20 protein-coding genes are annotated in these 24,337 nt (G+C 61.6%); 14 read left to right on the top strand and 6 right to left on the bottom strand.

Annotated elements, in window-relative coordinates; translation table 11 throughout:
- Window positions 1-198: 198 nt before the first annotated feature.
- The 3 genes from KI243_RS26710 to KI243_RS26700 form a co-directional block, all read right to left on the bottom strand.
- Window positions 199-1,020: a peptidoglycan DD-metalloendopeptidase family protein gene (locus KI243_RS26710; protein ID WP_017123714.1), complete on the bottom strand. Its 822-nt coding sequence runs from the start codon at window positions 1,018-1,020 to the stop codon at window positions 199-201.
- Window positions 1,021-1,038: 18 nt separating this feature from the next.
- Window positions 1,039-2,418, bottom strand: coding sequence for an exodeoxyribonuclease VII large subunit (xseA, locus tag KI243_RS26705; RefSeq protein WP_177116428.1), 1,380 nt, complete (start codon window positions 2,416-2,418; stop codon window positions 1,039-1,041).
- Window positions 2,419-2,573: 155 nt separating this feature from the next.
- Entirely contained in the window at window positions 2,574-3,473 is a 900-nt protein-coding gene (locus KI243_RS26700; RefSeq protein WP_017123717.1) for a LysR family transcriptional regulator, read from the bottom strand.
- 100 nt (window positions 3,474-3,573) lie between these two features.
- Between KI243_RS26700 and KI243_RS26695 the strand changes: the two genes are divergently transcribed.
- The 7 genes from KI243_RS26695 (at window position 3,574) to KI243_RS26670 (ending at window position 12,071) form a co-directional block, all read left to right on the top strand.
- Window positions 3,574-4,341 carry a sulfite exporter TauE/SafE family protein gene (locus tag KI243_RS26695; RefSeq protein WP_177084293.1) on the top strand — a complete coding sequence of 256 codons (768 nt, stop codon included), beginning with the start codon at window positions 3,574-3,576 and terminating at the stop codon, window positions 4,339-4,341.
- A gap of 54 nt (window positions 4,342-4,395) precedes the next feature.
- Window positions 4,396-4,944, top strand: a complete 549-nt coding sequence (locus KI243_RS26690; protein WP_017123719.1) for a hypothetical protein — start codon at window positions 4,396-4,398, stop codon at window positions 4,942-4,944.
- Window positions 4,945-5,026: 82 nt separating this feature from the next.
- Window positions 5,027-6,496: an IMP dehydrogenase gene (guaB, locus tag KI243_RS26685; protein WP_017123720.1), complete on the top strand. Its 1,470-nt coding sequence runs from the start codon at window positions 5,027-5,029 to the stop codon at window positions 6,494-6,496.
- A 105-nt stretch (window positions 6,497-6,601) separates the two neighbouring features.
- A complete protein-coding gene (guaA, locus tag KI243_RS26680; RefSeq protein ID WP_017123721.1) occupies window positions 6,602-8,179 on the top strand; it encodes a glutamine-hydrolyzing GMP synthase in 1,578 nt (525 codons plus the stop codon).
- 267 nt (window positions 8,180-8,446) lie between these two features.
- Window positions 8,447-8,725 (top strand): hypothetical protein, encoded by a 279-nt coding sequence (locus KI243_RS33015; protein ID WP_244861779.1) that lies wholly within the window; start codon window positions 8,447-8,449, stop codon window positions 8,723-8,725.
- Between the two features lie 4 nt (window positions 8,726-8,729).
- Entirely contained in the window at window positions 8,730-9,251 is a 522-nt protein-coding gene (locus KI243_RS26675; protein WP_177084295.1) for a DNA-binding protein, read from the top strand.
- 117 nt (window positions 9,252-9,368) lie between these two features.
- Complete coding sequence (locus KI243_RS26670; RefSeq protein WP_212810079.1) at window positions 9,369-12,071, top strand: AAA domain-containing protein; 2,703 nt, start codon at window positions 9,369-9,371, stop codon at window positions 12,069-12,071.
- 71 nt (window positions 12,072-12,142) lie between these two features.
- On the opposite strand, the gene treR is transcribed toward KI243_RS26670, so the two are convergent.
- On the bottom strand, window positions 12,143-12,847 hold the full coding sequence (treR, locus tag KI243_RS26665; protein WP_178991488.1) for a trehalose operon repressor: 705 nt from the start codon (window positions 12,845-12,847) through the stop codon (window positions 12,143-12,145).
- Between the two features lie 228 nt (window positions 12,848-13,075).
- Here treR and treP point away from each other — a divergent pair, with 228 nt between their 5' ends.
- The 7 genes from treP (at window position 13,076) to tadA (ending at window position 22,540) form a co-directional block, all read left to right on the top strand.
- Complete coding sequence (gene treP / locus KI243_RS26660; protein ID WP_177084303.1) at window positions 13,076-14,518, top strand: PTS system trehalose-specific EIIBC component; 1,443 nt, start codon at window positions 13,076-13,078, stop codon at window positions 14,516-14,518.
- A 59-nt stretch (window positions 14,519-14,577) separates the two neighbouring features.
- Entirely contained in the window at window positions 14,578-16,227 is a 1,650-nt protein-coding gene (treC, locus tag KI243_RS26655) for an alpha,alpha-phosphotrehalase (protein WP_017123725.1), read from the top strand.
- A 99-nt stretch (window positions 16,228-16,326) separates the two neighbouring features.
- Window positions 16,327-17,553: a carbohydrate porin gene (locus KI243_RS26650; protein WP_177108710.1), complete on the top strand. Its 1,227-nt coding sequence runs from the start codon at window positions 16,327-16,329 to the stop codon at window positions 17,551-17,553.
- 63 nt (window positions 17,554-17,616) lie between these two features.
- Window positions 17,617-20,151 carry a phosphoenolpyruvate--protein phosphotransferase gene (gene ptsP, locus KI243_RS26645; protein WP_212810078.1) on the top strand — a complete coding sequence of 845 codons (2,535 nt, stop codon included), beginning with the start codon at window positions 17,617-17,619 and terminating at the stop codon, window positions 20,149-20,151.
- 2 nt (window positions 20,152-20,153) lie between these two features.
- Window positions 20,154-20,447: a PTS transporter subunit EIIB gene (locus tag KI243_RS26640; RefSeq protein ID WP_212810077.1), complete on the top strand. Its 294-nt coding sequence runs from the start codon at window positions 20,154-20,156 to the stop codon at window positions 20,445-20,447.
- 225 nt (window positions 20,448-20,672) lie between these two features.
- Window positions 20,673-22,049 (top strand): multicopper oxidase family protein, encoded by a 1,377-nt coding sequence (locus KI243_RS26635; RefSeq protein ID WP_042934358.1) that lies wholly within the window; start codon window positions 20,673-20,675, stop codon window positions 22,047-22,049.
- On the top strand, window positions 22,049-22,540 hold the full coding sequence (gene tadA / locus KI243_RS26630) for a tRNA adenosine(34) deaminase TadA (protein ID WP_017123730.1): 492 nt from the start codon (window positions 22,049-22,051) through the stop codon (window positions 22,538-22,540). Before KI243_RS26635 ends, tadA begins: the two co-directional genes overlap by 1 nt.
- 53 nt (window positions 22,541-22,593) lie before the next feature.
- On the opposite strand, the gene cmoB is transcribed toward tadA, so the two are convergent.
- The gene (gene cmoB / locus KI243_RS26625) at window positions 22,594-23,550 is read right to left on the bottom strand and encodes a tRNA 5-methoxyuridine(34)/uridine 5-oxyacetic acid(34) synthase CmoB (protein ID WP_017123731.1); all 957 of its coding nucleotides are present in this window, start codon (window positions 23,548-23,550) and stop codon (window positions 22,594-22,596) included.
- Window positions 23,547-24,290, bottom strand: coding sequence for a carboxy-S-adenosyl-L-methionine synthase CmoA (gene cmoA / locus KI243_RS26620; RefSeq protein ID WP_212810076.1), 744 nt, complete (start codon window positions 24,288-24,290; stop codon window positions 23,547-23,549). Before cmoA ends, cmoB begins: the two co-directional genes overlap by 4 nt.
- Window positions 24,291-24,337 lie beyond the last annotated feature (47 nt).

The following is a 24,337-nucleotide window of genomic DNA, read 5'->3' as shown; positions in this document are numbered from 1 at the left end:
GTCTGCGCGGTGAGTGCGCTCCTTGTGGGAGCCGGCAAGCCAGCTCCTACAAAGTCCTGGAGACGCTGATATTCTGCGGTGAGGCCCCGATCTGTGGGAGCCGGCTTGCTGGCGATGGCGTCCGAATAGTCGCAGCAGGGCTTGCGGGCCTCATCGCTGGCAAGCCAGCTCCTACAAGGGGGCGTGGTGTCCTTGGGATCAGGGCTGGAACGCGCCGATAAAGATCGCCGGATCGACCCGTGTTTCATTGAGGCTGATATTCCAGTGCAGATGCGGCCCTGTCGCCCGCCCGGTCGCACCGACCAGGCCGACCACCGCGCCGCGTGCCAGTGACTGGCCTGCTTTGACATCGATCCTGGAAAGATGACAGAACATGCTGATAAAACCCTGGCCATGATCGACGAACACGGTGTTGCCATTGAAGAAGTAGTTGCCGGTCAGGATCACCTTGCCGGCGGCCGGTGCCTTGATCGGCGTGCCGGTGGGCACGGCGAAATCCAGTCCCGCGTGTGGGTTGCGTTCTTCGCCATTGAAGAAACGCCGCACGCCGAACTTGCTCGACAGCGGGCCGTTCACGGGTTTGTCCAGCAGCAGGTTGCTCGGGAACACGGGACTGAAGGTGCGATAGGCCGCCAGTTGTGCGACCACTTCGGCATCGATGCGTTTGACGTCTTCGGGATTCGGATTGACCTGGCGTTTGTTTTTCAGGGTGATGTGCTGTTCCTGATACTTCTTGGGGCCGACCCTGAAGTCGAGGTTGCGATCGCCCGAACTGATCTGCTGGCTGCCGGGTTTGACGGTCAGCGGGATACCGACGATCGCCAGCCAGTTGTTCTGCTCCTTGACCACCAGCACCGGTTTGCCCTGGTAGCTGGCCTTGGGCGCCTGGGCCGCGGGTCCGAGATCGACCACGGCCACGCCACCGGGCACGGGTTTGTTCAGCAGGCGGGTGATATAGCTGTCCGCGTGGGCGTTGAAGGCCAGGCCCAGCACCAGCAGGGCGGCAAGAAAACGGGGCATGCTCGGGTCCCTTGAGATTCAGTCCAGTAGAGAAAGGGTGACAGGCGTCAGGTGGTTGTCTTCGACTCGCACCTGCAGTTCGCCTTCCGCCAGTTTCGCCTTCAGGCGCTGGCCGGGGCGAGTCTGCCCGGCACTGCGGATCGCCTGCCCACGCTCGTCCAGCAGGATACTGTAGCCACGCCCCAGGGTTGCCAACGGACTTACTACATGAAGTGTCTGCACCTGGCTTTGCAGTTGCAGGCGCCGGGCCTTGAGACCTTCGCGCATGGCCCGGGGCAGGCGTTCGGACAGGCTCTCCAGGCGCTGACGCAGCAGGGCCAGCTGACGTCCCGGATGCTGCCCGGCGAGACGGGTTTCCAGGCGCAGCAGTTTTTCCCGGCGGGTATTGAGCTGGCGTTCGAACGCCCGGCGCATGCGCATGTCCAGGTCATCCAGGCGCTGGGCCTGCTGGCGCAGGCGCTCGCCGGGGTGGCGCAGGCGTCGGGCGAGGCCATCGAGGCGCAGGCGGTCGCGCATCAGCCGGTCGCGGATACGCATCACCAGCCGGCGGTGCAGGCTCTCGACCCGGCGTTGCAGGTCGCTGGAATCGGGGGCCAGCAGTTCCGCGGCCGCCGAAGGCGTCGGGGCCCGGACGTCGGCCACGAAGTCGCTGATGGACACATCGGTTTCATGACCGACGGCGCTGACAATCGGCGTTACGCAGGCATCCACGGCGCGGGCCACGGCCTCTTCGTTGAAGCACCAGAGGTCTTCCAGCGAGCCGCCGCCACGGGCCAGGATCAGCGCATCGAAGCCCTTGGTATCGGCGATTCTCAAGGCGCGCACGATCTGCGCCGTGGCTTCGCGGCCCTGGACCGCCGTGGGAATCAGGGTCAGTTCGACTTGCGGCGCGCGGCGGCGGAAGACGCTGATGATGTCGCGGATCACCGCGCCGGTCGGTGAGCTGATGATGCCGATCCGCTGCGGGTGAGCGGGCAGGGCAACCTTGCGTTCGGCACTGAACAGGCCTTCGGCGTCGAGCTTTTCCTTGAGCGCGTCGAACGCCAGGCGTAGCGCGCCATCGCCGGCCGGTTCAACGGTATCGAGGATCAACTGGTAGTCGCCCCGGCCCTCGAACAGCGAGACCTTGCCTCGCACCTTGACTGCCAGGCCATCCTTCAACGCCTGGCGCACGCGTGCGGCGTTCTGCCGGAACAGCGCGCAACGCACCTGGGCGCCGCTGTCCTTGAGGGTGAAATAGATGTGGCCGGAGGCCGGGCGGGCGAGGTTGGAGATTTCGCCTTCGACCCAGATATTGCTGAACACGTCTTCCAGCAACACCCGCGCGCGGCCGTTGAGCTGGCTGACAGTGAGGACTTCGCGGTCGAGGCCCAGGCGTGAAAAGGGATCTTTAATCATGGGCCGCATGATAAAGGCATTCGGTTGGCAATCTCCATGGCTATGAGCACTCCCCGTGTGGGAGCCGGCTTGCTGGCGATGGCGTTCGAGTGCTCGCAGCAGGGCTTGCGGGCCTCATCGCCGGCAAGCCAGCTCCTACAGGTTTATCGGTGTTTTCAAGGGTGTTGCAGGTCTTCGCTGAAGCGCTCGACAAATTGCGCCACCAGCGGCGTCGGCTCCTGCCGACAGGCGAGGGCCAGGGTGCTCTGGCAATCCGGGTCCTTGAGGGGCAGGAAATGGATATTGCCCGGCGCAATGTCGCGCATCGACTCGGGCAGCAGGGCGATGCCGAATCCCGCCTGGATCAACTGCAACTGGGTGGTCTTGCGCGATACCACCCGGGCAGCTCGGGGAAAGAAGCCCTGGCGCATGCACAACTCCGCCGACAGGTAGCTCAAGCCGCCGCGCTGGGGGTGAGGAATGGAAATAAACGCCTCGTCCTTCAGCAACGCCAGGTCGATGCCCTCGGTCGAGTCTGCCAGCGGATGATTCGGCGGCACCGCCAGGAGCAACCGCTCGCTGAACAACGGCACGATCTGCACCCCCTCGCGCTGGCGCAGTACCGGCAGGCGCAGCAGGCCGATATCCAGCCTCCCCTCGGCCAGTTCTTCCAACTGGGCCTCGGAGGACAGCTTGACGATATCCATCGATGCCCCCGGACTCTGTTCGAGGAAATGACTGATTGCCCGCAACAGTCTGCCGCTCATCGGGACAGTACTCGAATGACTGAGGCGCAGGGTGCCGAGCTGGCCCTTGCCGACCTGGGTAGCCAGCTCGCTGGCCTTGCTCAGTTCGCCCAGCAGGTTTCTCGCCCGCGGATAGAAGGCTTCGCCCGCAGCGGTCAGTCGCGGCAGGCGCGCCGTGCGTTCGAACAACGGCGTCTGCAAATGGTTTTCCAGTTCCTTGATCTGTCGGCTCAAGGCGGACTGCGCGATAAACAAGCGTTCGGCGGCCGCACTGAAGCTGCCGGATTCGGCGATCTCGACGAAGTAGCGCAGTTGGCGGGTGGAAATCACAAGTCATGCCTTTTCGAGATGAGTAGCGGGCTTTGAATATATTAGTCGCAAGGCTCGCCACTGGCTAAAGTCAATCGAACCCATTGTGGAAGTGTTCTTCATGAGTCTTGTCGCGCTGTTGAACCAATGGCCATTCAGTGCCACCGACTGGCTGGTGGTGGAACTGGGCATTGCCCTGGCCTATATCGTCTTTGGCGTGGCCGGGTTTGGTACGGCGCTGGTGGCGGGACCGATCCTGATCCTGTTCATGCCGTTGTCGAAGATCGTGCCGTTGCTGGTGCTGCTGGATTTTGTCGCGGCGTTCGGCAACCTGCTGCCGTCACGCAAGGATGTCGCCAGGTCCGAGTTACTGCGTTTGCTGCCGTGCATGGCCGTGGGCTGCACGCTTGGCGTGGTCTTTCTGCTGAATCTGCATTCCGATGTATTGCTACTGTTGATGGGCCTGTTCATCAGCGCCTATGCGATCCATAGCCTGCTGATCAAGGTCCGCCCCGGGCAGTTGGCGGCGGCCTGGGCGGTGCCCATGGGCACCGTGGGCGGGATGTTCGGGGCGCTGTTCGGCAGTGGCGGTTTTCTCTATGCCATCTATCTCAACAGTCGTTTGCCCAAGGATGCGGCGCGGGCCACGCAAAGTGCGCTGATCAGTTGCAGCACGGTGGTGCGTCTGTCGCTATTCGTGATCGCCGGGGTCTATGCCGAGCTACCCTTGTTGCTGTTGGCGGTGTGCTTGTTGCCGGCGATGGCGCTGGGGTTGTGGATCGGCCGACGTCTGACCCGACGGCTGTCACGGGAAGCCTTCGTGCGCCTGGTGACCTGGCTGGTACTGGCCAGCGGCATCGCCCTGATCACCCGTTATTTCAGTACTTGACCTGATGGTGGCAGGGATTAAGCTGCCGGGTCGCAAACGCTCCAGGCCGTCCCCATGAACTCCCAAAGCATCATTGTCCCGAAAATCTCCACCTTGCCGGTCCATGAGCCAAGGGCCCGGGCCATCGTGCGCTGGCTGGTGCGCAAGAACATCATCGAGGAAGAACTCACCACCTGCGGTCGCACCGGCAATCGCATGGGCCATGCCATCGCGCCCGGTGCCGCCGAGGTGGTCCTGCATCCCCAGGCGTTGCCGTTCGGCGAGCCGATCAACGGCCTGGAGATCATCACCAAGCGCTGCATCTATACCCCGGCCAAGGGCTTTCTCGAGGAGGCGGGATGTGCCGAGTGTCGCAAGGAAGTCGGCGAGGCCCTGTTCGACAGCCTGGAAGACTGGATGCCGGGGCGCACCGAAAACTTCATCTGTCCGTTGTGCGGGCACGAAGACGATATCAACGGTTTCCTGTTCCTGCAGGAGTGCGGCTTTTCCAACCTGGGTTTCATCTTCAACAACTGGGCGGAAGCCGGCTTCAAGCAGGCTTTTCTCGATGAGTTCGCCGACTGGCTGGACCAGCCGGTGGCCTGGGTGAAAGTCGAGCTGTAAATAGGCCAAGGTTTACATTGAGCCCAGGGCCTTGTATGAGTATAATGGCGCGCTTCCATTTTCCCGCTCGGGAGCCCCCGCGATGCTGCGTATCAGCCAAGAAGCTCTGACCTTCGACGACATTCTCCTAGTGCCCGGTTATTCCGAGGTGCTTCCCAACGAAGTCAGTCTCAAGACCCGTCTCACCCGTGGCATCGAGCTGAATATTCCGCTGGTTTCCGCCGCCATGGACACCGTGACCGAAGCCCGTCTGGCCATTGCCATGGCCCAGGAAGGCGGTATCGGCATCATCCACAAGAACATGACCATCGAGCAGCAGGCTGCCGAAGTGCGCAAGGTCAAGAAGTTCGAAGCCGGTGTCGTCAAGGACCCGATCACCATCGAGGCCGATGCCTCGGTACGTGACCTGCTCGAACTGACCCGCATGCACAACATCTCCGGTGTGCCGGTACTGCACGACGGCGACCTGGTCGGCATCGTCACCTCGCGCGACGTGCGTTTCGAAACCCGCATGGATGTCCCGGTTCGCGAAGTGATGACGCCCAAAGAGCGCCTGGTCACTGTCCGCGAAGGCGCCAACAAGCACGAAGTCCGCGAGCTGCTGCACAAGCACCGCCTGGAAAAAGTGCTGATCGTCGACGACAAGTTCGCCCTCAAGGGCATGATGACCGTCAAGGACATCGAGAAATCCAAGGCCTGGCCACTGGCGAGCAAGGACGACCAGGGTCGCCTGCGTGTCGGTGCCGCGGTCGGTACCGGCAAGGACACAGCTGATCGCGTTGCTGCGCTGGTCAATGCCGGTGTCGACGTGGTGGTGGTCGACACCGCCCACGGTCACTCCAAGGGTGTGATCGACCGCGTTCGCTGGGTCAAGCAGAACTTCCCGGAAGTACAGGTGATCGGCGGCAACATCGCCACCGGCGCTGCCGCCAAGGCCCTGGCCGAGGCAGGCGCGGATGCGGTCAAGGTCGGTATCGGCCCTGGCTCGATCTGCACCACCCGTATCGTCGCTGGTGTCGGCGTCCCGCAGATCAGCGCCATCGCCAACGTCGCCGCCGCCCTTGAAGGCACCGGCGTCCCGTTGATCGCCGACGGCGGCATCCGTTTCTCCGGTGACCTGTCCAAGGCCATCGTTGCCGGTGCCTCCTGCGTGATGATGGGTTCGATGTTCGCCGGTACCGAAGAGGCTCCGGGCGAGATCGAGCTGTTCCAGGGGCGTTCCTACAAGGCCTATCGCGGCATGGGTTCGCTGGGTGCGATGTCGCAGTCCCAGGGTTCCTCCGACCGTTACTTCCAGGACTCCTCCGCGGGTGCCGAGAAGCTGGTGCCGGAAGGTATCGAAGGTCGCGTCCCGTACAAGGGCACCCTGACCGCCATCGTCCATCAACTGATGGGCGGCCTGCGTTCCTCGATGGGCTACACCGGCAGCGCCAACATCGAGGAAATGCGCACCAAGCCTGAATTTGTGCGCATCACCGGTGCCGGCATGGCCGAATCTCACGTCCACGACGTGCAGATCACCAAGGAAGCTCCAAACTATCGCGTAGGTTGATAGTGATCGCCTCCTGGTGCTGACCTGGAGGCGATTGATGAATTTGAACCGGGGCTGTTGATGACAGCCCCGTGTTGTTTCTGATTTCACAGACGAGAATGACCCATGGCCCTCGACATTCACGCCCACCGCATCCTGATCCTCGACTTCGGTTCCCAATACACCCAACTGATCGCCCGCCGCGTGCGTGAAATCGGCGTGTACTGCGAACTGCATCCGTTCGACATGGACGACGAAGCGATTCGCGAATTCGCTCCCAAAGGCGTCATCCTCGCCGGCGGTCCCGAGTCCGTGCACGAAGCCAACAGCCCGCGTTGCCCGCAGGCGGTGTTCGACCTGGGCGTGCCGGTCTTCGGTATCTGCTACGGCATGCAGACCATGGCCGAGCAGATGGGCGGCAAGGTCGAAGGTTCCGAGCTGCGTGAATTCGGTTATGCCCGTGTCGATGTGGTCGGCAAGAGCCGCCTGCTGGACGGCATCGAAGACCACGTCGACGCCGACGGCCTGTTCGGTCTCGACGTCTGGATGAGCCACGGTGACAAGGTCACCCGCATGCCGGAAGACTTTCACATCCTGGCCAGCACCCCGAGCTGCCCGATTGCCGGCATGTTCAACGACGACCTGCGTTACTACGGCGTGCAGTTCCACCCGGAAGTGACCCACACCAAGCAGGGCGGTCGTATCCTGTCGCGCTTCATCCTCGATATCTGTGGCTGTGAAGCGCTGTGGACCCCGTCGAAGATCGCCGAAGACGCCATCGCCCAGGTGCGTGCCCAGGTGGGGACCGACAACGTCCTGCTGGGCCTGTCTGGCGGTGTCGACTCCTCGGTGGTTGCGGCCCTGCTGCACAAGGCCATCGGCGACCAGCTGACCTGCGTCTTCGTCGACAACGGCCTGCTGCGCCTGCACGAAGGCGAGCAAGTGATGGCCATGTTCGCCGAGAACATGGGCGTCAAGGTGATCCGCGCCAACGCCGAAGAACAGTTCCTGAACAACCTGGCCGGCGAGTCCGACCCGGAGAAGAAGCGCAAGATCATCGGCCGGACCTTTATCGACGTGTTCGATGCCGAATCCTGCAAGCTGGACAACATCAAGTACCTGGCCCAGGGCACCATCTACCCGGACGTGATCGAGTCGGCTGGCGCAAAAAGCGGCAAGGCCCACGTGATCAAGTCCCACCACAACGTCGGTGGCCTGCCGGAAGAGATGAACCTCAAGCTGGTCGAGCCGCTGCGCGAGCTGTTCAAGGACGAGGTCCGTCGCCTCGGCCTGGAACTCGGCCTGCCGTACGACATGGTCTATCGCCACCCATTCCCGGGCCCGGGCCTGGGCGTGCGGATCCTGGGTGAAGTGAAGAAGGAATACGCTGACCTGCTGCGTCGCGCCGACCATATCTTCATCGAAGAACTGCGCAAGGCCGACTGGTACCACAAGGTCAGCCAGGCTTTCGTGGTGTTCCAGCCGGTGAAATCGGTGGGTGTGGTCGGTGACGGTCGTCGTTACGCCTGGGTCGTGGCCCTGCGCGCGGTGGAAACCATCGACTTCATGACCGCCCGTTGGGCACACCTGCCGTACGAACTGCTGGAAACCGTCAGCGGCCGGATCATCAACGAGATCGAAGGCATCTCCCGCGTCACCTACGACGTGTCGAGCAAGCCGCCGGCAACCATCGAGTGGGAATGATCCCCGCGTGATATAGGCCTCAAGCGTTGAAAGCAAGGGCGGTCATACCTCGGTATGACCGCCTTTTTCGTTTCAGGCGGTAAGGAAATTCGGCGTTTCTACCCGCGCAATATCCCGCAAACACATTGATCCAACTGGGTTTTCTGTCTCCCTACACTCAAGAAATGAGCGCCGGGTTGAAGCGTCGCTCGAGTCATTTTTTTTCGATAAACGGGCTTGGTTGTCAATTGACAACTTTTTTCTGTGGCGAGAGACTGGGGGCAATGGATGGCCAGGGCAAGACACCCGATCAAGGAGATCGAAAATGTACTGCGTCATGCCGAGGAGTGTGGCTGGCGAATCAAGGTGGGTGGTTCGCATGCTTGGGGCAGAATGTACTGCCCGCTCAACAGCGGGTTGTGTCGATGTGGCGAGTTCTGCATGACGAGCGTGTATAGCACTCCGCGTAACGTTTACAGACATGTTCGTGAGCTGCGGTTGGTTATTGATAACTGTGATCTGAACCGTATCGATGATGAGCCTCCGATCGAAATATTTAAGGAGTAGAAGTATGGAGGAATATGAATTCACTCTGAGATACCAGCTCTCGGAGCAAAACAATGATCCTGACGTCTTGATCGAACTTCTGCTGGAGAACGGTTGCGATGACTCGCTCGTTGGCTCGGGAATCCCTGGAAAGCTGGCGCTGAAATTCTGCAGGGATGCCGAGAGCGCCAGGCAGGCACTGCTCAGCGCCTTGCAGGACGTCAAACGCGCCATTCCTGACGCTCGGCTCATCGAGGTACTGCCGGATATGGTCGGCCTTTCAGATATCGCCGATATCGTCGGCGTTTCGCGGCAGAACATGCGCAAACTCATGCTCAATCATTCGGCGTCCTTTCCGCTGGCCGTCCACGAAGGCAGTGCCTCTGTCTGGCACCTGGCGGAAGTACTGGGTTGGCTCGACGGCCGCGGTTATGACCTTGATCCACTGATCATCGAAACCGCGCAGGCGGCCCAGGTTATCAATCTCACGAAAGCGACCAGCAAGCTGGCTGCCGTGAACCCGGAGTGGTTGGCGTTGGTGCTGTGAGTCTTTGCAAGGTATTGCTGCTCGTGATATCTGAGTGATATCAAAATGGAATTATCAGGGTGTATCCTGACGCCATGGTGATATCCCTTTCCTCGGAGCAATTCTGCATAAGGCTATATGATTTCTATCTACATGGATGGTGAAGATCAAACTGGGAAGTTCCGCGACTGGAAGATACGGCCGGGTGATCAAGGTGGAGAGTTGATACTGACTTGCGATCTCCACACGGGTGAGAAACGCAGTCTTCCCTTGAGCAATTGTCGTGTTCTCCCTACCAGGGCCATACAGGGAAAACTCCTCATGCAGAAAAAGCAGACGGAGTTCAACCCTGTGGATAGCGTGCATATCTACGGAGAAAAGTATGCCGTCGTTAAATACCCGGGGAGTCAGAAGAGCTACGTCAACAAGCTACATGATGTTGCGTTCGTCCCGGAGACTGCGCTCAAGGACGACGCTATTTTTCGCTATTTCGTGTCTGTGGCCAACATTCGCATGGGGCAGGCGAAGCCCCAGGACAGACCCATCGCCGAAAACGTGTTACGCCAGCTGAATCAGGTGCTCCCTCATGGCGACACCGTGCTGCATGCCTATTGCACGGGACAAAGCAGCCCGCAGCAATCTGAGGGCAATTTTATCTACCCCTTCGGAGTCAATGAGAGCCAACTCGATGCGGTGGAGCGAGCTTTCAGTTCGCAAGTCAGTCTGGTCGAAGGACCTCCAGGCACCGGGAAAACCCAAACGATATTGAACATCATCGCCAATATTTTATTACGCGGAAAAACGGTCGCGATTCTGTCGAATAACAATGCGGCGGTGGAAAACGTTTATGAAAAACTAGGCAAGGTCGGACTGGGGTACCTGGTTGCCAAGTTGGGGAGTACCGAGAATCGAAAGATTTTTTTCAGTGATATCCCTGCTATACCATCCGCAGTCAGCGCCCCCGCCCCTGATATGCCGCATATTCAAGCCACTTTGCAGGGTTTGAAGCAGTTTCTTCGTGCTCAGAACGAACTGGCGCGGCTGCAGGGTGAGGTCGATGAGTTGGCCATAGAGCAGCAGTATCTGTTGCAATGGCAACGCGAGAACATGACGACAGCCCCTGTTCCCTTGGGAAAGTACAGGCTGTCCGCGCAACAGAGCGTGGAGCTGATGGTTTACATGGCCCACCTTGCCGAGAGTCGTATCAGGCTCAGGGATAGGGTCGAGCTGCTGCTCAACTTCAGAATCCTGCGCATGAAGCCTTTTGACAATTGGGACAAGCGCCAGTCCCTGATCTATTCCTTGCAACTGCATTTCTACGAGAAGGCACTACAGGATAAAAAGTCTGAATTGGCGAGCTGCCGGGAAGTATTGGAGCGCGGTAAGTTCAAGGCGTTGCTGGACGAGTTGACCTGCGCTTCGATGGCACATCTGAAACAACATCTCCAGCAGCATGCCACTGCCCACGAAGCATTTGACATGGAAAACTATCGGAAAAAATTCGATAAATTCCTGAAACGCTACCCGATCCTGGGTAGCAGTACGCATTCCATCATCAACTCGATCGGTCGTGGGGCGCTTCTCGACTATGTCATCATCGACGAGGCCTCACAGCAGGATATCGTGCCGGGAATACTGGCGTTGGGTTGCGCCAGAAATCTCATCGTCGTTGGGGACCGCAAGCAACTGCCGCACATCCCGGCGAAACTGGGCATCGCCGCGCCCGTCGATGCCTATGATTGCGAAAAATACAGCCTGCTTGATTCGTGCGTCAGTGTTTTCAGCGACACGGTTCCAATGACACTGCTCAAGGAACATTATCGCTGCCATCCCAGGATCATCCAGTTCTGCAACCAGCAGTTCTACGACAACCAACTGATTCCAATGACCCGCGACTCGGGTGAGAAACCATTGCAGTTGCTCGTCACCGGTAAGGGCAATCACACGCGAAGAAATGCCAATTTCAGAGAGATGGAGTCAGTGCTCGAGATGCTGAAGTGGGATGGCGAAAGTGAGTGGGACGCTGAAAGCAGCAGGGGATTCATTGCACCTTACAGGGCACAGGTTTCTCTTTCAGAGACGCATCTGCCGGCGGATTTCGTAAAAAACACCGTGCACAAGTTTCAGGGGCGTGAGTGCGATGAAATCGTCTTCTCCACCGTGCTGGACAAGAAACAGTTCAGCCAGAGAAGCCTTGCTTTCGTGGATGATCCTCATCTGGTCAATGTGGCGGTATCGAGAGCCAGGAACCGTTTCACCCTGGTGACCGGTGACGATGTATTCGGAGGTAACGGTCATATCGCTGCCCTGGTGCGCTACATGGAGTATTACGCCGGGGAGCAACAGATTCACCGATCCCTTCTCATTTCGGCTTTTGATCTGCTCTACAAGGAATACGATCAATCGCTTGAGAAGCTCAACTCCCGGCTGCGGCCAAACGATTCACGATACAAATCCGAGCAGATCGTGGCGCAACTACTGCGTGAAGCTTTATCTCGGGAGTCCTGTCGGGCAATGACATTCCACTCCCAGATTCGCCTGAATCAGCTGGTTTCATTGGATAACCAGGCACTGACGCCCGCAGAGCGGCTTTTCATGGCGAATCGTGCCAGCTGCGACTTTGTGCTCTATTTCAAAGTGGGAAAAACACCGTTAGGTGTCATCGAGGTCGATGGCGGTTACCACGACACGGTACTCCAGGCTGCACGGGACGAGTTGAAAAACAGCATTTTGAGCAAGAGCGGTATACCGTTGCTGCGATTGCCAACCATCGCGAGTCGCGTCGAGGAAAAGATCACGGACTTCCTGGCGCAGTGGACGAGCGATCTTTCCAAGGTGTGAGTTCTCTGTCCGCTGCCCTGAAGGGCCCAACAGGGCCACCACACCGTCAGGACCTGGCTGCCCGGTTCGTATCAGCGTCGGGCGACGTCGGAGAAGTAGAACTTGTCCAGGGTATGCCGCGACTCGGTGTATTCGAATTGCCGGCCGTCCTGGAGGAAGGTCTGGTTCTTCACCACGATCACGTGGCTGGCGCCGTCCAGGTCCAGGTGCTGCTGGTCGTCCTTGCTGCAGCGCGCCGCTTCGATGGTGCGCTGGGCGAAACTGATGCTCAGTTGCAGGGTCTGCTCGATATAGGCGTAGATCGAGTGCTCGGCAATGTCCCGGGTCAGGCCGGGAATCAGGTCGGCGACGAAATGGTTGATGTCGAGGATGATCCGCTTGCCATCAATGCGTCGCACCCGCTTGATGCGGATCACCAGGCTGCCGGGCTCGGCCTGCAGGCGCTCCTGCAGGGCGCCGGCCAGCGGGATTTCGCTGAACTCCACCACTTCGGTGCCGATATTGCTGCCCATGCTCGAATGGGCTTCCTGGAAGCTGACGATGCCGCCGAGCTGGAATTCGATCGGGCTGCGTGACAGCACGAAGGTGCCCTTGCCATGGATCTTCTGGGCAAACCCGCGTTCCTGCAATTGCTCGATGGCCTTGCGCACCGTGCCGCGACTGGCCTGGTAGCTGTCCATCAGTTCGGTTTCCGAAGGCAGCCGGGCGCCTTTCTCCAACTGCTCGGTGGTGATGCTGGCAAGCAGATCGCTGTAGATCTGGTTGTATTTGCTCATGGTGTTCGCTCTGGATCGGAAGTCGCCGACTAATAGCGTAGCGGGCGTGGTGTCCCAAGGCATGGAACCTTAAGGGCAGGTCGAGGGTTTGTCCATTTGTCGGATCATTTACCAAGAAACGCTCAACTCGTACAGACGAGTTGTTGCTTTAACTCGTACAGACGAGTATTTTTTGTTTCTGTGTGCTGCCAACCATTTCCAATAACAAGAAACAGCGGAAGAAAAAGCATGAGCCACGACTATCCGAATATCGCCCGCGAGCTGCTGCAGAGCCTCGGTGGTGCTGAAAACCTCGAGCAGGCCGCTCACTGTGTCACCCGCCTGCGGCTGGCGCTCAAGGACCCGAGTAAAGTCGACAAGGCCACCTTGTCCGGCATCGACCTGGTCAAGGGTTCGTTCTTTACCGGTGGCCTGTTCCAGGTCGTCATCGGTCCGGGCGAAGTGGAAAAGGTCTACGCCGCCTTGCGCGAGCTCACGGGCCTGGCGGTATCGACCATTGCCGACGTCAAGCAGAAGGGCGCGGACAAGACCAACGCCATGCAACGCCTGGTGCGGGTGTTCTCCGATGTGTTCATGCCGATCCTGCCGGCGCTGATCATTGCCGGCCTGCTGATGGGGGTGAACAACCTCATGGGCGCCAAGGGCATGTTCATCGATGGCAAGACGCTGCTCGAGGCCTACCCGTCGCTGGACGGCCTGTGGAGCCTGATCAACCTCATGGCCAACACCTCCTTCGTGTTCCTGCCGGCCCTGGTCGGCTGGTCGGCGGCCAAGCGCTTTGGCGGCAGCGAGATCCTCGGTATCGTCCTCGGCCTGATGCTGGTCCACCCGGACCTGCTCAACGCCTGGAACTATGGCAAGGCGGTCGCCGGCCTGGACGGCCAGAGCCTGCCGTACTTCGATATCTTCGGTTGGTTCCGCATCGAGAAAGTCGGTTACCAGGGGCAGATCCTGCCGATCCTGATGGCCGCCTATGTCATGAGCGTGATCGAGAAATGGCTGCGGGCGCGGGTGCCGAATGCCATTCAACTGCTCGTGGTACCGATCACCACCATCGTCGTCACCGGTGTCCTGGCCCTGGCGATCATCGGCCCGGTCACCCGTCACCTGGGTATCCTGATCACCGAAGGCGTGGTCTGGCTGTTCGATGTGGCCCCGGCACTCGGCGGCGCGATCTTCGGCCTGCTCTATGCGCCGCTGGTGATCACCGGCATGCACCACATGTTCCTCGCGGTTGACCTGCAACTGATCTCGGGCCACGGCGGCACCTTCATCTGGCCGATGATCGTCATGTCCAACCTGGCCCAGGGCAGCGCTGCCCTCGCGGTGTTCTACATGAGCCGCAATGCCCGCGACCGCAGCATGGCCTCGACCTCGGCGATCTCCGCCTACTTCGGCATCACGGAACCGGCGATGTTCGGCGTCAACCTGCGCTACAAGTTCCCGTTCTACGCCGCGCTGATCGGTTCGGCGCTCGCCAGCGTGTTCCTTTCGCTGAACAAGGTGCTGGCCTCGGCCATCGGCGTCGGCGGCCTGCCGGGTTTCATCTCGATCATTCCACAGTTCATCCCGATGTTCGTCGTCGGCATGGTGGTCGCGATTGTCGTGCCCTTCGTCCTCACCTGCGGGTTGAGCATGAAGATCGTCCGCCCTGGCTATCGCGTCGCCTGATCGTGCCGGCCCGCTCCGAACCCTACTGATTACACGCTCTGAAGATAAGGGAATTCCCCATGCAAGACTGGCAACGTTCGGTGATCTACCAGATCTACCCGAAGAGCTTTCATAGCCATGCAGGCCAGGCCACCGGCGATCTGCTGGGGGTGGTCGACAAGCTCGACTACCTGAAGTGGCTGGGCGTCGACTGCCTGTGGATCACCCCGTTCCTGCGTTCGCCACAGCGTGACAACGGCTACGACATCAGCGACTACTACGCCATCGACCCGAGCTACGGGACCATGGCCGATTGCGAGTTGCTGATCGCCGAGGCCGGCAAGCGCGGCATCAAGCTGATGCTCGATATCGTGGTCAACCACACATCCATCGAGCACGCCTGGTTCCAGCAGGCCCGCAGCAGCCTGGACAACCCGTACCGCGATTTCTACATCTGGCGCGACCAGCCGAACAACTGGCAGTCCAAGTTCGGCGGCAATGCCTGGGAGTACGAGGCGCAAACCGGCCAGTATTTCCTGCATCTGTTCGACCACACCCAGGCCGACCTCAACTGGGACAACCCCAAGGTGCGCCAGGAAGTCTTCAAGATGATGCGCTTCTGGCGCGACAAGGGCGTCGGCGGTTTCCGCCTCGACGTGATCAACCTGATCTCCAAGCCGGCGGACTTTCCCGAGGACGCCACGGACGGTCGGCGTTTCTACACCGATGGCCCGAACGTCCATGAATACCTGCAGGAAATGCACCGGGAAGTGTTTGCCGGCCATGACCTGATCAATGTCGGCGAAATGTCCTCCACCAGCCTGGAGCATTGCATCCGTTATTCGCGTCCGGAGTCGGACGAGTTGTCGATGACCTTCAACTTCCATCACCTGAAGGTCGATTACCCGAACATGGAAAAGTGGGTGCACGCCGACTTCGATTTCCTCCAGCTCAAGCGCATCCTGTCCGACTGGCAGGTCGGCATGCAGGCCGGAGGCGGCTGGAATGCCCTGTTCTGGTGTAACCACGATCAGCCGCGGGTGGTCTCGCGCTTTGGCGATGACGGCGAGTACCGCACGGTCTCGGCGAAGATGCTCGCCACCGCGCTGCACTTTCTCCAGGGCACGCCCTACATCTACCAGGGTGAAGAACTGGGCATGACCGATCCCGGGTTCGACCACATCGATCAGTACCGCGATGTCGAGACCCTGAATATCTACCGCATCAAGCGTGAAGCCGGCGAGTCCGAAGCGCAGAGCATGGCGGCGATCATGCAGAAGTCCCGCGACAACGGCCGTACGCCGATGCAGTGGAGCGCCGGCCCGAACGCCGGTTTCAGTTCGGTGCAGCCATGGATCGGCGTGCCTGCGAATGCGGCGCAGATCAACGTCGAACAACAACTCGACGACCCGGATTCGGTCCTGCACCACTACCGCAGCCTGGTGGCCTTGCGCCGTACCGAAGCGCTGATGGTCGAAGGGGTCTATCGCCAGTTGCTGCCCGAGCACCCGCGGGTCTGGGCCTATGTGCGCGAAGGGCAGGGCGAGCGCCTGCTGATCGTCAACAACTTCTATGCCGACAGCTGTGAGGTTCAACTGCCGGAAGGGGTCTTCAGCCAGGGGCAGGAGCAGCGCCTGGTGATCAGCAACTATCAGGATTGTCCCGCGCGCGGTCGCGAATTGTTCCTGCGGCCCTATGAGTCTTTTGCGCTGCATCTGTCAGAAAAATAGGAAATATCGTTCGTACAACGCAGTTCGCATCACATCGTGCGCGGGGAGGCTGCGCCCGACAATCGAGCATTGATCACAATAAAAATAATGGGGTGGTTCATGAAAACAATAATAAATCGAAACCTTGTGGTGTCCTGCGTCTGCCTGGGCCTGCCGTTCTCGGCCCAGGCCCTGGAGTTCGCCGGGTACTTGCGCAGCGGGTTGGGGAGCTCGGTCAACAGCAGTTCGCAAAGCTGTTTCCAGTTACCGGGGGCGCAGGCCAAATACCGCCTCGGCAACGAGTGTGAGCAATACGCGGAGCTGGAGCTGCGTCAGGATCTGCTGACCCTCGACGATGGCTCGGTATTCAGTGTCGATGCCATGGCATCGCTCTATAACAAGTACGATCGCGACCTGCGTTTCCAGGGCGATGACCACGGTTCGGCGCGCATGCCGCAGATGTATGCGCAATGGTCGAACATGCCCTCGCTCAATGGTGGTTCCCTGTGGGCGGGGCGTCGTTACTACAAGCGAAACGATATCCACATCTCCGACTTCTACTACTGGAACCAGAGCGCCACCGGCGGTGGTATCGAGGATGTGCTGATCGGCGACCTGAAGTACAGCTATGCCTTTTCGCGCAAGGACAACCTGTACCAGAAGGACTATATCAATCGCCATGACTTCAACGTCGCCGGCTTCAAGACCAATACCGATGGCGAGCTGGAATTCGGCTTCAGCTACATCGATGCGCCCCAGCGTCGCGATACCCACCAGGGCTGGGCGATCACCGCGCAGCATGTGCAGAAGAACTTCCTCGGCGGCAAGAACAAGTTCGCCCTGCAATACGGCGAGGGGCCGGGCACCGGCCTGGGCTACACCGGCGATCCGCACCTGGATACCAGCAACAAGAGCTACCGTGCCGTGGAGTTCTTCGACTGGCAGGTGACGCCGCGTTTTGGCGGGCAGGTCGAGGCGGTCTATCAGAAGGATATTCGTCCCGATGGCCAGGATCAGACCTGGATGTCCCTCGGCGTGCGTCCTTCCTACGCCATCACCGAACAATTCAAGCTGGTCACCGAACTGGGCCACGATCAGGTCGAGGCACCGGGCGGTACCCGTAAGCTCAGCAAGTTTACCTTCGCGCCGACCTGGTCACCCAAGGGCCCGGATTTCTGGGCGCGTCCCGAGGTCCGTCTCTACTACACCTACGCCAGCTGGAACAAGGCGGCGCAGCGGGCGGCCAACGAGTTGGCGGCGGGCTCCGCGCTGTCGGATACCGGCGCTTTCGGCAACGCGCTCAATGGCGCCAACTTCGGCGTGCAGGTCGAGTACTGGTGGAAATAAGTCCATGCTGGCGGGGCAGTTGCTCTGCCGGCGTTTCAAAGAACAACGATAAAAGGTGATGTCATGACCGCAACCCCTTCCCTGGAACTGCTGGCGCCGCTGTCAGGGCTGCTGATGCCGCTGGACCGGGTCCCCGATCCGGTGTTTTCCAGTCGCCTGATCGGTGATGGCCTGTGCATCGATCCGACCTCCAGCGTGCTCTGTGCACCGCTGGCCGGGGTGATCAGCAATGTCCAGGACAGCGGGCATGCCATCAGCATCACCGATGAGCGTGGCGTGCAGGTGCTGATGCATATCGGCCTGGATACCGTGAACCTGGCGGGCAAGGGCTTCACCGCGCGGGTTCGCGAAGGCGAGCAGGTGCAGGCCGGGCAGGTACTGATCGAGTTCGATGCGGACTATCTGGTGCTGCATGCCCGCAGCCTGCTGACCCTGGTGCTGGTGGTCAGCGGTGAGCCCTTTACCCTGCTGGTGCCCGACGACGGCCTGGTCGAAAGTGGCCAGCCGCTGCTGAGCTTGAGCCCGGCGCAGACGAGCAGCGTCGGGGCCGTGGAAGAAGAGGGCGAGGCGTTGTTCTCCCGGCCCCTGAGCCTGCCCAATGCCAATGGCCTGCATGCCCGGCCGGCGGCGGTGCTGGCCCAGGCGGCGAAAGGTTTTGCCGCCAGCATCCATCTGCACAAACGCCAGGACAGCGCCAATGCCAAGTCGCTGGTGGCGATCATGGCCTTGCAGACTGTCCAGGGCGATGTACTGCAGGTCAGTGCCGTCGGCGAGGATGCCCAGGCTGCCCTCGATGCGCTGACTGCGCTGATCACCGAAGGCTGTGGCGAAACCACCGCGGCCGAAACCGCCGGGGAAACCTTCGAGGCTCCCGAGGCGTCGTCCGCGACCCTGTTGCGGGGCGTCTGCGCTTCACCGGGCTCGGCCTTCGGCAAGGTGGTGCAGGTCTCCGAGCAGGTCCTGAATATCCAGGAAGCCGGTGCCGGCGAGGCTCACGAGCGGGCCACCCTCGAACGCGCCTTGACGGAGGCGACCCTGGCCCTGCAGACCTTGCAGGACAATGCGGTCGGCAGCGCCCAGGCGCAGATTTTCCGGGCCCACCAGGAGCTGCTGGAAGACCCGAGCCTGCTGGAACAGGCCCAGTTGCTGGTGGTCCAGGGCAAGAGCGCGGCCTTCGCCTGGCGTGCGGCCACCGAAGAGACCGCGGCCCTGTTCAAGCGCCTCGGCAGCGAACTGCTCGCCGAGCGGGCCCTGGACCTGATGGATGTCGGCCAGCGTGTGCTTCGCTTGATCCTGGGTGTCCAGGAACAGGCGGCGGAGTTGCCGGACGATGCGATCCTGATCGCCGACCAGCTGACGCCCTCGCAGACCGCCGGGCTCGATACCCGCAAGGTGCTGGGTTTCGCCACGGTCGGCGGTGGGGCCACCAGCCATGTCGCGATCCTCGCCCGGGCCTTTGGCCTGCCGGCGTTGTGCGGGTTGCCGGCGCAGGTGCTGAACATTGCCAGCGGTACCCAGGTGCTGCTGGATGCCGACCTTGGGCAACTGCACCTCAAGCCCGAGGAGGCGGACGTCCAGCAGTTGCTGGTCAAGCGCCAGCAACAGCGCCAGCGTCGCCAGCGCGAAACCGAGCAATCGCACCAGGCCGCGCGTACCCGCGATGGCCATCATGTCGAGGTGACGGCCAACGTCGCTTCCCTGGAAGAAGTGGAGCAGTCGCTGACCCTGGGCGGTGAAGGCGTCGGTTTGCTGCGCTCGGAGTTTCTCTATCTCGATCGCAGCAGTGCGCCGAGTATCGAGGAACAGGGCGCGACCTATTCGGCGATCGCCCGGGCGCTGGGGCCGGAACGCAACCTGGTGGTGCGCACCCTCGATGTCGGCGGTGACAAACCGCTGGCCTATGTGCCGATGGACAGCGAGGCCAACCCGTTCCTCGGCATGCGCGGCATTCGCCTGTGTCTGCAGCGTCCTGAACTGCTGCGCCAGCAATTGCGGGCGATCCTCGCCTGCGCCGGGCAGACCCGGCTGCACATCATGCTGCCGATGATCACCCAGTTGTCCGAATTGCGTCAGGCCCGGCAGTTCCTGGTCGAGGAAGCGCGTGCATTGGGGCTGGGCGAACTGCCGAAACTGGGGATCATGATCGAGGTGCCTTCGGCGGCCCTGATGGCCGACCTGTTTGCCCCGGAAGTGGATTTCTTCTCCGTCGGCACCAACGACCTGACGCAGTACACCCTGGCGATGGACCGTGATCATCCGCAGCTGGCGAGCCAGGCCGACAGCCTGCATCCGGCGGTGCTGCGCCTGATCGCCACCACCGTCAAGGCCGCCCATGCCCATGGCAAGTGGGTCGGGGTTTGCGGCGCGCTGGCCTCCGAGGCGCTGGCGGTGCCGGCCCTGCTGGGGCTGGGTGTGGATGAGTTGTCGGTCAGCGTGCCGTTGATCCCGTCGATCAAGGCGGCGATACGCGAGGTCAACCTGGATGAGTGCCAGGTCCTGGCACAACGGATTCTCGGCCAGGAAAGCGCGGAACAGGTCCGCGAGCTGCTGCGCCTTCATCAACAAGCAACGGCGGCCGCGCCGGTCCTGGAGAACTGAACATGTTCGATACATTGAAGCGGGCGTTCTGGAAGGCCCTGACCCCGGATCTGGTGGAAGACCGGTCGACGCTCGCCAGTGCGGCGGCTCCGCAGGAGGAACTGGCCGCGCCGATCCTGGCGGCCCTGGGTGGAGCAGCCAATCTCAAGTCCCGGCAGCGGGTGGCGCTGACACGGTTGCGGGTCGAGTTGCAGGATGCGACCCGCCTCGATCAACAGGCCCTGCGGGCGGCCGGCGTGCCTGGAGTGATGACATTGCCCGGTGGCGTGGTGCATTTACTAGTGGGGCTGGACTGACGTCTTCGCCGGCAAGCCGGCTCCCACAAGGTTCGCGTGGTACTCCAGGTTTGTTGATGACGGGATACCTGTGGGAGCTGGCTTGCCAGCAAACAGGGCCTCACTGACCCAACACGGCTGCGGCCCATCGCCACCCCGCCCTTACTGTTTCTCAACTGCGGGTGTATCGTATTCGCCTTTTGTGGGCTCCGGGCCCGCGGTTGATTCGGTGAGGTGGTTGGGTTCATGTCTTTTTCCCGTCGGCAAATACTCGGTGGCCTGGTCGGTCTGGCAGTGGTAGGCGTGGGCGCCGGCGGTGCATCGCGGTACTGGCTGGGGAAGAGGGCCGACGCCGAGGCCGGTCATGACTACGAATTGATCGCCGCGCCGCTGGATGTCGAGCTGGTGGCCGGGCACCAGACCCCGGCCTGGGCCTTCGGTCCCTCGGCCCCGGGCACCGAGCTGCGGGTCCGTCAGGGCGAGTGGCTGCGGGTGCGGTTCATCAACCACCTGCCGGTCGCCACCACCATTCACTGGCACGGCATCCGCCTGCCGCTGGAAATGGACGGGGTGCCCTACGTGTCGCAACTGCCGGTATTGCCGGGCGAGTATTTCGACTACAAGTTCCGCGTGCCGGATGCCGGCAGCTACTGGTACCACCCCCACGTCAACAGCAGCGAGGAACTGGGTCGCGGGCTGGTCGGTCCGTTGATCGTCGAGGAGCGCGAGCCCACCGGTTTTCGCTACGAGCGCACCCTCAGCCTGAAAAGCTGGCATGTCGATGAAGAAGGCGCGTTCGTGCCCTTCAGCATCCCCCGGGAAGCGGCGCGGGGCGGCACGGCCGGACGACTGGCGACCATCAATGGCACGCCGCAGGCCGTGGTCGACCTGCCGGCCGGGCAGATCACCCGCGTGCGCCTGCTCAACCTCGATAACACCCTGACCTACCGCATCAATATCCCGGGCGCCGAAGCGCAGATCTATGCCCTGGACGGCAACCCCGTGGCCCCACGCCCCCTGGGCAAGGAATACTGGCTTGGGCCGGGCATGCGCATCTGCCTGGCGATCAAGGCCCCGGCGGCGGGCGAGGAACTGTCCCTGCGCAATGGCCCGGTGCGGCTCGGCACCTTCCGTTCGGTGGCCAACGCCGACGCCCCGACCGAGTGGCCGGCGGCGCTGCCGGCCAACCCGATCGCCGAACCGGACCTGGCGAATGCCGAGAAGCTCAACTTCAATTTCGAATGGGTTGGCTCGGTCTCGGTGAATGTCGATAATGGCCGCCCGCCAAGCCTCTGGCAGATCAACGGCAAGGCCTGGGACATCACGGACAAGACCTGCGCCGACCGGCCCATCGCCAAGCTGGAGAAGGGCAAGAGCTACATTTTCGAATTGAAGAACATGACCCAGTATCAGCATCCGATCCACTTGCACGGCATGAGCTTCAAGGTCATTGCCTCTAATCGCAAGACGATCACCCCGTACTTCACCGATACCTACCTGCTGGGCAAGAACGAGCGCGCGCGGGTGGCCCTGGTGGCGGATAATCCGGGGGTGTGGATGTTCCATTGCCATGTGATCGACCACATGGAAACCGGCCTGATGGCCGCCATCGAGGTGGCGTGATGCGCCAGATTCGCCCTGCCGCGATCATCGATCGCAGCCGTGACCAGGATTTCATGCGCGAGGCCCTGCTGCTGGCGGCCGAGGGCGCTGCGCTGGGCGAGGTGCCGGTGGGCGCGGTGCTGGTCCAGGACGGCGAGATCATCGGGCGCGGCTTCAACTGCCCGATCAGTGGCAGCGATCCCAGCGCCCATGCCGAGATGGTCGCCATCCGGGCGGCGGCCCAGGCGGCGAGCAACTACCGTCTGCCGGGCAGCACCCTCTACGTGACCCTGGAGCCGTGCAGCATGTGCGCCGGGCTGATCGTGCATTCGCGCATCGCCCGGGTGGTCTATGGCGCGCTGGAGCCCAAGGCGGGAATCGTGCAGAGCCAGGGGCAGTTCTTCACCCAGGATTTTCTCAATCACCGGGTGCTGTTCGAAGGCGGGGTATTGGCGCAGGAGTGCGGGGCGATCCTCAGCGAGTTCTTCAAGGCCCGCCGCGGCAAACCCTGACCATGCAAGGTCCCTTGCTGGAGCCGGGCTTGCCAGACGCTGTGCAGTTTCGTCTATTTGCGGGCGACGATCACCGCGCGCATCGGCGCTGGCAGCCCTTCGATGGTCTTGCCGTGATCTTCGGGGTCGAGGAAGTCGCTCAGTGACTGGTACTTCATCCACTCGGTACCGCGCTGCTCCTGCACCGTGGTCACGCTCACATCCACGCAACGCACATCGCTGAATCCGGCACGCCGCAACCAGCGCTCCAGCGCCGGCACCGAGGGCAGGAACCAGACATTGCGCATCTGTGCATAACGATCCTCCGGCACCAGTACCTGGTTCGCGTCGCCTTCCACCACCAGGGTTTCCAGCACCAGTTCGCCGCCCTTGACCAGGCAGTCCTTGAGCGCCAGCAGGTGTTCGATGGGCGAGCGCCGATGGTAGAAGACGCCCATGGAAAACACCGTGTCGAAACCTTCCAGGTTGGCCGGCAAGTCCTCGAAGGGGAATGGCAGGTGCCACGCCGCGGGCTGCGACAGGTAGCGCTGGACCGCCTGGAACTGACAGAAGAACAGCCAGTTCGGGTCGACCCCGATCACCGTGTCGGCACCGGCGCCGAGCATGCGCCACATGTAGTAGCCGTTGCCGCAGCCGACATCGAGGATGCGCTTGCCCTTGAGGTCCAGGTGCGGGGCGACCCGCGACCATTTCCAGTCCGAACGCCATTCGGTGTCGACATGCACGCCGAACAGGTCGAACGGGCCCTTGCGCCATGGACTCAGGCCCATCAGGGCGGTGCGCATCTGCACGCGCGTGGCGTCGTCGCAGTCGCTGTCGAGGGTCAGCCCGTTGAGCAGGTCGACGTGGCTCGGCTGGATCTTCGGCAAGGCGTCGAGCGCACTCTGCCAGCGCTCCAGGTCGCCATGGCCTTTCTCCATCCGGGTATCGAGTCGGGCCTGCAAGCCGTTGGCCCAGTCGGCCAGCGGGGTATGCGCCAGGCGGCGGGCGAGGGGTGACAGATCAATCATGGCAGGGCAATCAACGAGGCAAAGTTAAGACACTGGAACCACGGCACGACTTTCGAGAAACCCGCCGCCAGCAGGCGTTCGCGGTGTGCTTCGAGGCTGTCGGGCTTCATGACGTTTTCGATGGCACTGCGTTTCTGGGCGATTTCCAGTTCGCTGTAGCCGTTGGCGCGCTTGAAGGCGATATGCAGGTCGGTGAGCAGCGCATGCTCCCGGGCATCATTGAAGCGCAGTTTTTCCGACAGGATCAGCGCACCGCCGGGCAGCAGGGCCTGGCGGATCCGGCCGAGCAGGGCGAGGCGTTGCTCGGGGGCGATGAATTGCAGGGTGAAATTCAGCGCCACCACCGAGGCGGGCTTGAAGTCCAGGGCGAGGATATCGCCTTCGACCACGTCCACCGGCAGCAGCTCCTGGAACATCGAATCCTGGCCGTTGAGGTACTCGCGGCAGCGTTCGACCATGGCGCTGGAGTTGTCCACGGCGATCACCCGGCAGCCGTCGGTGCGCACGTGCCGGCGCAGGGCCTGGGTCACCGCGCCGAGGGAACTGCCCAGGTCATAGAGCACGCTGCCCGGCTGAGCGAACTGCGCGGCGAGCACGCCGAGGTTTTCGACAATGGTCGGGTAGCCGGGCACCGAACGCTTGATCATGTCCGGGAACACCCGCACCACGTCTTCGTTGAAGGCGAAGTCCGGCACCTGGGCCAGGGGCTGGGCGAAAAGGCGGTCGGGTTCTTTGCTCACGGCGGTTCCGGCGACGATCGGGAAAAAGGGTCGGCATTTTAGCCAAG

The sequence above is a fragment of the Pseudomonas sp. Ost2 genome, from assembly GCF_018326065.1.
Classification (GTDB): Bacteria; Pseudomonadota; Gammaproteobacteria; order Pseudomonadales; family Pseudomonadaceae; genus Aquipseudomonas; species Aquipseudomonas gingeri.
This window is presented reverse-complemented; position numbering and strand designations above follow the sequence as displayed.